The sequence below is a fragment of the Desulfosporosinus sp. OT genome (assembly GCF_000224515.1).
In the GTDB taxonomy this organism is placed as follows: domain Bacteria; phylum Bacillota; class Desulfitobacteriia; order Desulfitobacteriales; family Desulfitobacteriaceae; genus Desulfosporosinus.
In genome coordinates this window covers 49,710-60,525 of the sequence record NZ_AGAF01000043.1, presented here as the reverse complement: position 1 = coordinate 60,525, position 10,816 = coordinate 49,710, and the positions used below count along the sequence as shown (strand labels likewise).

The 10,816-nt window shown below is 39.2% G+C and carries 14 protein-coding genes and 1 pseudogene; 10 read left to right on the top strand and 5 right to left on the bottom strand.

Going from position 1 to position 10,816, the window contains the following annotated elements; genetic code table 11:
- On the top strand, positions 1-203 hold a 203-nt coding region (locus DOT_RS28270), incomplete at its 5' end, for a transposase (protein ID WP_139024117.1).
- A 19-nt stretch (positions 204-222) separates the two neighbouring features.
- Complete coding sequence (locus DOT_RS27660; RefSeq protein WP_009614378.1) at positions 223-477, top strand: transposase; 255 nt, start codon at positions 223-225, stop codon at positions 475-477.
- A 98-nt stretch (positions 478-575) separates the two neighbouring features.
- Here DOT_RS27660 and DOT_RS03740 read toward each other — a convergent pair whose 3' ends face one another.
- Positions 576-767, bottom strand: a complete 192-nt coding sequence (locus DOT_RS03740) for a hypothetical protein (protein WP_009614377.1) — start codon at positions 765-767, stop codon at positions 576-578.
- Positions 768-1,031: 264 nt separating this feature from the next.
- Between DOT_RS03740 and DOT_RS28265 the strand changes: the two are divergent.
- Together DOT_RS28265 and DOT_RS28260 are read left to right on the top strand one after the other, a co-directional pair.
- Positions 1,032-1,500 (top strand): annotated as a pseudogene (locus DOT_RS28265) (single-stranded DNA-binding protein).
- Positions 1,458-1,616: a LysM domain-containing protein gene (locus tag DOT_RS28260; protein ID WP_009614375.1), complete on the top strand. Its 159-nt coding sequence runs from the start codon at positions 1,458-1,460 to the stop codon at positions 1,614-1,616. The pseudogene DOT_RS28265 and the gene DOT_RS28260 overlap by 43 nt, the downstream one beginning before the upstream one ends.
- 622 nt (positions 1,617-2,238) lie before the next feature.
- Here DOT_RS28260 and DOT_RS03730 read toward each other — a convergent pair.
- Complete coding sequence (locus DOT_RS03730) at positions 2,239-2,613, bottom strand: hypothetical protein (RefSeq protein ID WP_009614374.1); 375 nt, start codon at positions 2,611-2,613, stop codon at positions 2,239-2,241.
- 406 nt (positions 2,614-3,019) lie between these two features.
- On the bottom strand, positions 3,020-3,307 hold the full coding sequence (locus DOT_RS31335; protein WP_207637025.1) for a hypothetical protein: 288 nt from the start codon (positions 3,305-3,307) through the stop codon (positions 3,020-3,022).
- Positions 3,308-3,816: 509 nt separating this feature from the next.
- On the opposite strand from DOT_RS31335, the gene DOT_RS03725 reads away from it, so the two are divergent.
- Both DOT_RS03725 and DOT_RS03720 read left to right on the top strand, forming a co-directional pair.
- Complete coding sequence (locus tag DOT_RS03725; RefSeq protein ID WP_009614370.1) at positions 3,817-4,659, top strand: HDOD domain-containing protein; 843 nt, start codon at positions 3,817-3,819, stop codon at positions 4,657-4,659.
- A gap of 589 nt (positions 4,660-5,248) precedes the next feature.
- Positions 5,249-5,461 (top strand): aspartyl-phosphate phosphatase Spo0E family protein, encoded by a 213-nt coding sequence (locus tag DOT_RS03720; protein WP_009614368.1) that lies wholly within the window; start codon positions 5,249-5,251, stop codon positions 5,459-5,461.
- 1 nt (position 5,462) lies between these two features.
- Here DOT_RS03720 and DOT_RS30945 read toward each other — a convergent pair whose 3' ends face one another.
- Complete coding sequence (locus DOT_RS30945; RefSeq protein WP_009614366.1) at positions 5,463-5,618, bottom strand: hypothetical protein; 156 nt, start codon at positions 5,616-5,618, stop codon at positions 5,463-5,465.
- Between the two features lie 1,328 nt (positions 5,619-6,946).
- On the opposite strand from DOT_RS30945, the gene DOT_RS03715 reads away from it, so the two are divergent.
- Positions 6,947-7,672 carry an SGNH/GDSL hydrolase family protein gene (locus tag DOT_RS03715; protein ID WP_009614362.1) on the top strand — a complete coding sequence of 242 codons (726 nt, stop codon included), beginning with the start codon at positions 6,947-6,949 and terminating at the stop codon, positions 7,670-7,672.
- Between the two features lie 611 nt (positions 7,673-8,283).
- Here DOT_RS03715 and DOT_RS32225 read toward each other — a convergent pair.
- Entirely contained in the window at positions 8,284-8,406 is a 123-nt protein-coding gene (locus DOT_RS32225) for a hypothetical protein (protein ID WP_009614360.1), read from the bottom strand.
- A 276-nt stretch (positions 8,407-8,682) separates the two neighbouring features.
- Between DOT_RS32225 and DOT_RS03710 the strand changes: the two genes are divergently transcribed.
- From DOT_RS03710 to DOT_RS03700, 3 genes are read left to right on the top strand one after another with little or no spacing between them, the layout of a single operon-like run.
- Positions 8,683-9,339: an HAD family hydrolase gene (locus DOT_RS03710; protein WP_009614358.1), complete on the top strand. Its 657-nt coding sequence runs from the start codon at positions 8,683-8,685 to the stop codon at positions 9,337-9,339.
- A gap of 36 nt (positions 9,340-9,375) precedes the next feature.
- On the top strand, positions 9,376-10,548 hold the full coding sequence (locus tag DOT_RS03705) for an FAD-binding oxidoreductase (RefSeq protein ID WP_009614356.1): 1,173 nt from the start codon (positions 9,376-9,378) through the stop codon (positions 10,546-10,548).
- Positions 10,549-10,562: 14 nt separating this feature from the next.
- The gene (locus tag DOT_RS03700) at positions 10,563-10,793 is read left to right on the top strand and encodes a hypothetical protein (protein WP_009614354.1); all 231 of its coding nucleotides are present in this window, start codon (positions 10,563-10,565) and stop codon (positions 10,791-10,793) included.
- The last annotated feature ends 23 nt before the right edge of the window (positions 10,794-10,816 follow it).

The window sequence follows — 10,816 nt, the reverse complement described above, 5'->3', positions numbered from 1 at the left end:
CCCTTAAGGTAGACAGATTAAATAATAAAAATCTGTTAACTGTAAAGGGTAGCATTTTCATGTCCAAAAGAAGCAAATATACAGCAGAAGAAAAATATCAAATCATAAAAGCATATGAAGATGGAGTTGGGTCAGTAAAGGAAATTACTTCTCAATATGTAATTAGTGTAACTACATTCTACAACTGGAGATATAACTCATGAAAAATATGGAATTGATGGATTGAAAGAATCAAAAACATGGAAAAGTTATTCGAAAGAACTGAAAGAACATGCTGTAAACGATTATCTTACAGGAAAATACCCCCAAGATGTAGTTGTGAGAAAGTATGAAATATCTGACAGGACAGTCTTGCAAAGTTGGGTGAATAAGTATAAAAATTGTCATAGAGAGATAAAAGCAACGGCGAAAGGATTGGGCCATTCTATGACGACTGCTGAAGACTTTGGATCAGAAATAAGAAAGAGTTTGCCGTAGACCAAGATTTCGAGGATCATTGTTGATTGTCAATTATGCCATACGGATGACTATTTTGACAGATGCTGGAGAGTCGGTGGATGTGAGGTGAAAATCGGTTATGTATTTACTTTATCAAGCAGTTGCTTAAGTAACGACGAGAACTCAGATGTATCCGTGACTATCTCAAGAAGAGTATCATCCTTGGGATCATCGGGATACATCACAAAGGCTAATTTCCCAGGTTCTGATTCATAGATTTCGAGCACATTTTTATCATCAACTATCTCAATCTTTAGTTTACCAGTCATTGGGCACATCCCCTTTGTTTAATAAAAGCAGACAGCCAGAGCCGTCCTGCTTGATGCAAAGCTAAACAGTAATCATTTGGGTCTAGGCGGGTTTACAGGGGAAGGGTTTTTTTGAGGAGAAGCTGCATATAAGCTTGGGTGAACGTTTAATTACGATTGCCGAGCGCGATCTAATAAAATGCGCGCTAGGAAATTGAGCTAAACGTGAACGAATGAGAGGTAAACGTACCCCAAACACCTCAAAGTGCGAACGAAACACCAGTAATAGTGGGCGATTTAAGTAAAACACAATCCAAAACCACAGAATCCGCATCCGAGTGGCATTGCAATAACAAACTTCACCTTAGCAGGTGACCGTAAATTTATAAACGTTAAGGTGAACGAGAAACTGACTTCATCCCATGTGTTGTGTTTAGACAACTTGCGGAGCTTTGTGCCAATTATTTGTTTAAAAGAAAGCTTGTTTCAGTAGATGGACGAATCCAGATTAGAACATACAACTAAGGACGGTCAAAAACGTTGGGTTACAGAGGTTGTTGCTGAGGATGTTCATTTCTTAAGTGCAAAAGGTAACGATACCCCAATGGGTAACAGAGAACATCCACTGGGGCATTTTCTATTTTGTACTAGCAACAAAAAATTATATTTGGCATATTTTGGAGTATGGTCAAAAGGAGGGGAATTTGAACAATGTATCATTACGTTAAAAAAGGTGAAACCTTGCATCATATAGCTATGCACCATGGGACAACAGTACGTCGTCTTCTTTCTTTGAATCCGGACATTAGTAATCCTGATCTAATCTATCCTGGACAAAGAATTAACGTAGGTACGTGTAAGTGCTGGTAGGTTAATCATCATTGCTAGTTCTTTTCAATAGAAACGGAGAGCGAGGAAGCTCTCCGTTTCTGTAGTGAAATTGATAACTTCTTGAAAATAGTGGCTATATTTCCCCAAGAAGTCTCATCTACCATTCTTATTCTATTATATCCAAGTGATAATTCTGTAAGCTGGTAGGTTTTGTCTGTTTACCCGGGTATAATATACCAGACAATGGAAAAGATATCTCTCGTATAAACTCTCGTCCTACTCATAGCTCTCATCGAAACGGTGGGGGCCTTTTCTTTACCCTTCATTATCCCCTTTGCAGAACATATGTTCTAAAAGTTATGCGGGATAGGAGGGATCAACTTGAATAGTCCAATCAAATGGATGGCGGAATATATTGACTAAGAAAAACAATTGTAAAAATGATACCAAAGCATTTACCGTGCAACTTATTTTCTTGATGAGATTGAAAAGGAAACCCTAATGAAACTCTCCAAATATCACTATGACTTCTTGAAGTTTCAATTTTTCAAGAAGTCATAGTGATCGGACCCAAGCCAAAACAGTGGTTATAAAAAATATCCAGCATTCCCAAAGAACATTAATAATGAATATATCTTTTGGTTTGTATATTACTTCAACTTTAATTAGGAACTCTACTTACATTGATAATCTTGCACATGATTTCTACAAACATTGGGAACATGTTTATTTTACATTTGTAAAATTCTATTCCTTCATGCTCTATCTCATCTACAACAACATCCTGAAGATAGTAAGGTATTTGATAAGGTGCTTGACAATATTTCATTACTCGTGAAGAAGTCAGTTTATCATACTTCAGACTATGCTTTATGCTCACATCATAGCAGTTAGTAAATATATAACGCACATTTCCTTCTGAATCCTCGTATAAAAGAGTAACTTCATCAGCAAAATAATCACACGATAAGCTTAGAACTCTCGCATCCAAATAATAGAACATATCAATTATCTTTTGAATCGCTTGAGCATTCATTATATCCCCGCCTTATAACATTTTACGTCTTCTGTTTATGTTTTTAGGGGGGAGCATCCTAGTTGGATGAAATAGGTCGCACACCATGTATCGTGCTAACGGTACCGATATTATTGTGCTTTCTCTAGAAACTAGAGTTAATATAAAATACTGACCAATACCGGATTCGATGGGAATAGTGGACAATAAAGTATTTGGCAGTAATTTGGCATAAAGTTGGCCGAGTTTAGGGAGTAAAAAACCTTAGTTATTTGAAATATTTTAACTGTGGAGATTTTTAAAAAAGTCTCTTGCTTCTAGCCCTGGTAAATCGCGTTTGTAAATATTCCACAATGTGGAAGGGGGATCCTTCACTATTAGTGTAGTTAAATGAAGTTTGATATCCATGGTGAGTGGGATAATTCTGTTAGTCGCAACCTCCGCCACCACTATCACAACCTCCGGAATGGCAAGATCCTGAATCGACATGCGAATGTGAGAAATCAAAACTCGAGCCGTGGTCGATATGCCCATGATGGTGATGAGAATGATGATGAGTAACATCGGAATCAAAATTAGAGAAGTCTGATGCATTTGTTGTATCGTGGTTTATATGTGAGTTATGCGAGTTTGGTCTACGTCGGCCAGAGCTGATTATGGCAATAAACATGGCTACTACAGTTCCCACGAAAAAGATAATAAATGTATTTTCCATATCATTTCTCCTTTCTCTAAATTGTTTGCTTATATGGTTTATTCTACAGACACAAGAGAAGACCTCTTAAATCGGTAAAGAAGGAGGTTAGAGGTTTGGATGAAGCTGAAGACAATGATAAGAGTCTTGCATATTACGACAAAATAACATCTTTTATATGGTTGATGTTACCAATACATTGTACTAGAATGTACAAGTGTACTACTTCCTGTAGCTCTCGCCGGAAACGGTGGGGGCATTTTTCTACCTTTCTGTGTCGTTAAATCGTTGCCCAAATCCACACCACTATGCTATTCTTAACAAAGACATCACCCTCATAGGCTTTTCTGAGGGTGAATTAAATGCATGCATTGATATTTATTGGGTCCTTTTTCCGGCTATAAAAAGACTATTGTCCTATTCCAAGACTTTGAAATAGTGATAGTATAATAAAGAGATGGTTAATTATGGTGAAAATCTTTGATAGCAATATTTACGGGATAATTTGAATAAGTGAAGGAGAGGTTTAAGTGCCTGTAAAATTGCAACATATATTGAAACGAGTACAAGATCTCCCCCCCTTACCTACTTCTGCCATGCGAGTGATTGCCTTAACTAAAAATCCTACGACCTCCGTGAAAGAGCTTGAAACCGTTATTGGGCAGGATCTGGCACTTACTGCCGGTATACTTCGACAGGCAAATTCTGCATATTATGGCTACGCGAGGCGAATCTCATCCCTTCAGGAAGCGATCGTCATACTTGGTTTTCAGGTAACCCAAGGGTTAGCGATGTCTGCTGCGGTTGCCCCTTTACTTAAGGCCCAACTTGCGGGGTACGAGATTGAACAAGAGGGACTCTGGAAACATTCACTTCTTACCGCTATGGTCGCGAAACGATTGTGTCAATACCGGAAACTTCCTTACGGGGATGTTGCTTTTACCGCCGGCTTACTACATGATATCGGAAAGCTGATTATCTCTGTTTATGTTCAGGAAGTGGGTCATTATCTTTTGAAAAAAGTGACTGAAGGAAAACTTTCCTATGTTGAGCTTGAAGAGCGAGTTATAGGCTTTGACCACGCAAGGGTCGGAGGATTTCTGGCCAGAGCTTGGAATTTACCCGATGATCTCATAGCAGCGATTTCATTTCATCATTCCCCCTCCAAAGCACAAAGTCGTATAGAACTGTCCAGCATAATTCACGTTGCTAATGGACTTGCAGGTTTAGTAGGAATGTGTGGCGGCGTGGACAGCCTTTTTAACCCCATAGAACCAACAGCTCTCGACCTGTTAGCACTCAAAGACTCCGATCTAAAGCTTCTTATGAGAGACATTGAGAAATTCCTTGTGGATCCTAGCCTTTTCAGCTAAAGGAGGCACGCCTTCGGGCCAGTGATCTCAAAGGGACGATTTTCAGGAGACCTCTTTCAATTGACGATCATTAATAAAAAGTTTATAAAAAGTTTATAAAAAGTTTATAAGTATATCCTATAATAATATTCACATAACAAGAGTAAGCCCATAGGACATTGAGCAATCGACCTCCGGACGCGGAGGCCTTCTTAGTTTATGACCAAAGCCCTCCTGCCTTAATTGGTAGGAGGGCTTTGAGATTGTTGCAATTGCTTTTGCACTTATTGAATTATGTTTTGAAATTGTTGTTGAGCTGCCCTAGTTCCTGGCCTTGATTTTGAGAAGCCCGATCTTTTAAGTCATTATAGGTCTGTTTCAATTGGGAATATATTAACCTTTATAGTATTTCTTGAATCTTAGAAAGGATGTTGGGATATTTTATAGTGAATGAATCAAATGATTACTATCGTCTAGGTGACTTTTTTAGAAAATGTAGCCTTGGGCCTCATCGTAAACTGTGAGGGACTTTTATATGTTTGTGTCCAACTAGTACATGGATAATATACGGGCATACTAATCCCTAAACCAATTGGAGGAGGGTGATATCATGTTTCAACTGGATGGACTACTTAACCAAATCGAAGAATTGCGCTTAAGCACGCTCGAGGTACAACAGAATAAATCATATACTGATCCAGAAGTAGTGGCTGCGTGCCATGAATTGCATGCTGCCTTAGATAGGTACGAAGGAATAATGATGAGGATAGAAGATGAGGTTAAAAAAACAAGACTGCTAAAGCAGCCCTGTGACGTTGAATAAATCAATTATGACTAGGATCTGTTGATTTTCCTTTTGGGTTATCTCGAAGCTTTTCTAATATCACTTCTGACTCTGGGGTTATTATTCCGGGTTTAGGAGTATTTCCTTGCGGTACAAAATTTGTCTTAGTATTGATGTTTTTGCCTAAGGTTGCCATACTCTAATCTCCTTTACACTAAATCTGAGTCTAGTTTTTGCAAAAGGCAGAATTCTAACACGTTAATTTATTCCAGATGCGAAAAGCTGAAAACATTTCAGCCTATTAATGATCAAACAAACTATTACCAATAACTTACTAATGGCGAACGTAATTCAATATGTTATACTTCCAACAACAAAAGGTTCTATAAAGATAGATAAAACAACATGAAAAAGACGAAAGGCCGTCCTTGCTGTGGGACGGCTTTTCACATGCTGCACTTAATATCATCTTTGAGATTCTTGATTTTACTTTTGCTAGGCATCTGAAATCGGAGATCTCTTTTCCCCTTGTATTTAACGATGTGCTAGAAAAAAACCTCCGCGTCCGGAGGTAAGCGCAATGTCATTATAATTTTTAATTCATATATTCCCTTATAAAGGCTATACGCTAGCTTTCAGCAATTTCAGGGGGTCTAATTGAAAGAAAGCCTAGCCAAACGCCTAGGCCAGAGTTTAATGGATAATCTTAGTAGGGTCTGCATGGATTGTGTGGATGAGGTGGATGGGGTGGTTTGAGGTGTTTTCGGAGTAGTCCCAATAGTTCACAGATAATTATCAACAATAAAACAATGATGATTATTAATGCCGTGAGAATCATGAATTTCACTCCTTTATTTTAAATATACTAAGTGCGAAATGATTCTTCTAAAACATTTTATTCAGCATGTCCTTCAAATGTTCATCAGAGGTGCAAGGCGAGTGTACTTCGAAAACGATGGCACAGCCCATTAACATAGGTGCATGGAGTCAGAGCCTACACCGTTATAATGCAGGACTAAAGTCCCCCTCAGAATGTGTCATCTGGACATTATGTAAGAAGATAACAGGTATTATACTGAATATATAATTAGCAAAAAAGGGGGGAGCCAGATTGAAGTTCATAATTTCTTATTTGCTCAGTTTGGCATCAGTCCTTGCTTTTAATTACGGGGCCCATCTTAAAGCAAAAGGTTGACGCTCTTAAATTGGAGCGTCTTTTCTTTAAGGTACTTATATTATTAAGGATTCCTTACATGGCAGCCATCCAACGATGGTTATTTTTATGCCCTGATATGGCTGGAAGGGATAGAAAACGTGATGGAGAGTAGGTTCCATGATTAAGTAAAAATCTGAGTGACATGAACTGGTATGTTCACATAAAATAGATGGAGAGACAAGCATGTTTATGTTATGTGACATTTTTCCCCTTACTTCGCGACAGAGTTATGAGATGATTGGGACTGGTAGTAAAAGGTTAGAGGATAGCTATTTGCGAAGTATTGGACACAAGAGGAGTTAGTGGCCATGAAGAAGCTAGATATGTATTTATTATCCGCAACACTGGTGTTTACTATGGTGATTTTTGGTACTCCAGAAACAGTTCAGGCAGCACAGAAAACTGCAACCATTGCAGCAGTTGCTAAAGCTCATAGCTTGACAGGTATCAAAAAGTTAAAGAAAGGCACAGTAAATGCTGTAATTCTTGGGGACTCGATTGCTGTTAGTCAAGGTGCTTCAAATCACTTAACAACTGGATGGGATCTTAATCTTGCAACATCTTTATCCAAAACCTATTCAAACAACATAGCATGGGAAAACAAAGCTTCATCAGGAACCCTTGTTGATTATTGCTTACAGAGAGCGACAGAGATAGAAAGTACTACAGACGCTGTATTTATTTGCGTTGGAAGAAACGATCGAAATTTCTACTCGCCAAATCAGTTCAGTAGAAAATACACACGGCTCATCCATGTCATTAAAGACAAAGCTCCTAGCGCAGATATATTTTGTATTGTTGAACCTCCTATGGTTTCTTCCGACGAATCTCTATTTTTGGGTATCAGAAAAGCAATTATTAATGTATCTGCTAAGACTGGGTCTAACTTATTAGATGTATGGAGTAGATTTCCGAAGAATCAAACTTTGGATGCATTGTTGTCGGATGGACTTCATCCAAATGACATAGGGTATAAGCGAATGTCACGCTACATGTATAATCGATTAGTTTACGTGATAGATACATTCAAATGATGCTTTTCCTCTCTTAGCGAGGGGAGTTTTTATACTTATATCAACTATTTCAATCTTTAGCTTGCCGGCCATTAGGGACATCTCCTTGTCCCCTATAACTTACCAAATGGCGAAACTAACAATAACGTTATTTATCATGGTATAATATGCAGAGGGATTTTTTAGCCCTTTGCTCTGTCTTTTTCATGTGTATATGCTCCTTTTTCCCCTCCGGGGACAGCAATTCGGAGGGGACTTTTTAGAAGGTCTAGTCTTGTAGCGTTTTGGGCAAGACTAGATTAGTCCTGATTAATATGTAAAAAATCTCCTAATAGTTCGCGATACTAAAGGAGATTTTTTTTTATCTATTTTGAATCTTAATGAATTCTTGACATAATCATGATTGAATTTCTAGAACTCTGTTGTATTCTAATAATATAGGATCTTACAGATAGAGAAGAAACTACATGAAAAAGATGAAAAGGCCGCCCTTGCTGTGGGGTGGTCTTTTAATGCAATTATCAATTTAATTTGGAAATTTTGCTTCTTCTTCGAGGCAGACCCCAAAAGGGCGTCATTCTTTTGCTATTGTTTAAAGATAAAGAAAACCGTCCTTTCGGACGGCTCTTTACTTAATCTTCTTTAGTATTTTTCCCCCAAGCCTTACCAAGCCAAACGGCTGCACCTATACCAACTGCATGGACGACTAACGAACGTGGGCTCAATAAACTGTTTCTTGTTTTCATCATTCTCATATCGTAACCTCCTCCTCAAGCTTTCGCATTAACATGTTTAGTTTTTGTCATTTCAATCCTAACAATACTACTAAAATTTGTAAGCGAAAAGACATAGGCTAAATTAAGCATCGGGTTTTTGGTAATGTCAATGACCGAAAAGAAGATTAAACAGGCAGATGGGTCGGGCTGTTTTTGCTTTGTTAGGAATTATTTCAGCATTTAAAGAGGAAATGAAGAAGTGATGTGGAATGATTACAGAGAAAATGTGAGGGTATTTAACGAAAGGAAGACATCATGAAGTTTAGAGGGATTATTTTTGATCTTGATGGAACACTTGTCAATTCACTTGAAGATATAGCTGATTCTATGAATAATGTTCTTCAAAGATACGGCTTTCCAGCTCATGATCTTCAAGCTTATAAGCACTTCATTGGGAATGGAGTGAAAAATCTTGTGCGTGAAGCATTACCTGAATCATCTCGAAAGGAAGAATTAATTAATAGGTATTACGGTTCGATGATAGAGGAATATCGAAAAAATTGTCTTAATAAGACTCGACCATATGAGAGCATTGTAGAGCTACTCGATGAACTAGCGTCATTCAATTTAAAATTAGCGGTATTCTCGAATAAGGATCATGAACTAACAGAAAGAATAGTAACGGCCTTATTACCGAAGTCGAATTTCGAACTAGTAATTGGATCTAGAGCTGAGATACCTAGAAAACCAAACCCCTTTGGGGCCTTACTAATCAGTGAAAGATTGGGCATTATTCCAGAGAACTTAGTTTATGTGGGCGATACCGATGTGGATATGAAAACTGCAAATAGTGCCGGAACCTTTGCTGTAGGGGCATTATGGGGTTTCAGGTCGAAGGAAGAATTAATAGCAAACGGTGCGAAGTACTTGCTGAACTATCCAATGGAATTAATTCAAATGTTAAGAACATAATAATCAGGTTGCAGGAAAGGGCAGGTCGGAGCTCAAATGCACATTAGGAGTAAACAGCTTAAGTCAGATATCATAATCCTTGGTGCCGGTATTATAGGATTAAGCATTGCTTATCACATCCTAGAGACAAATCCTAAACTGTCGATAACTGTATTGGAAAAGGAGAAAATGCTGGGACTAGGTTCCACTGGCAAATGCACCGGCGGCATCCGCTACCAATTTAGCAGTCCTCTGCTGAGGCGCCTGAGTCTTCTCAGTAGAGATTTTTTCCTTAATTTCGAGTCAGTCTTTGAAGTCCCGTGCTGGTATCTGGAAAAGGGGTATTTAATGCTGGCCGCTCATGAGGAATTGTGGAATCAGCTGCAATTGACAACTGAACAAGCTGAGGCAGAGGGCATACCTATGAAGCTATTTAAACAAGAGGAGCTGATGAAGGCTTTTCCGTATCTTCAAAAAGGTCGCTTTCTAGGTGGAACCTTGTGCCCCTGGGATGCGTATGCTGATCCGTATGCCGTTTTAGCAGCACTTTACGCAGCAGTACGTCGCCAAGGAGTTGTTGTTCATTTTGACCGCGAAGCAACGAAGATTATCAACAATGGAGATAATGTTCAAGGCATTGAAACGAGGCAAGGGACGCTTTGGAGCCCACTCATAGTGAATGCCACTGGCCCTTATGCCGCTCAGTTAGTTGCAACGGCTGGGATTACGCTTTCGGTGCAGCCCTTCCGCCGCCAAGTTTACGTCTGCAGCAACCCGAGAGATGTGCCCAAGGCTACTCCCTCGATTGTGGATTTAGCCTCCGGTTTTTATTTACATCAGGAAGTTAGCGGTAAGGCGGTATTATTGGGAGGAACGGATAGAGACACCTGGCCTGGATTGGAAGAAGTGGTTGACAAATCTCGAGCTGAAGATTTTTTTCTGGCAGCAATGGAGACAATCCCTTCAGCCATTGATATAAAATGGTTGCGCACCTATACGGGAATTTGCGAACAAACGCCTGATTTTCATCCGATTATCGGAGAAGCACCAGGATTAAAAGGACTATTTTTGGCGAACGGGTTAAGCGGGCATGGATTTATGCATGCTCCTGCTACCGGTCAAATCATAGCAGACTTAATTTTGAGGGGCAGAACTGAGCGGATCGACCTTAGTTTATTGCACCCAGACCGATTCGCCAAAGGGAGCCTTTCAGAATTCCATACTTTTTAAGAGGGTGGGAATATATGCTTGAAAAGAGCAGCCTTTGGACAAGGGACTTTCTTCTGGTCGACTTAACAAGCTTTTTAGTCTTTGCCAGCTTCTACTACCTTTTGTCTACTCTCCAGGATTATGTCTTGCAACTGGGTGGTTCGGTTGCTTCCGTCGGACTTATCATGGGAATCTTCACTTTGGTGGGTTATCCTAATCAGAATTTTACATGGCATCGGATGGTCAGTGGTACCTGTCGCGATTAGTACTTAAGTGGTCGATGTCGTTC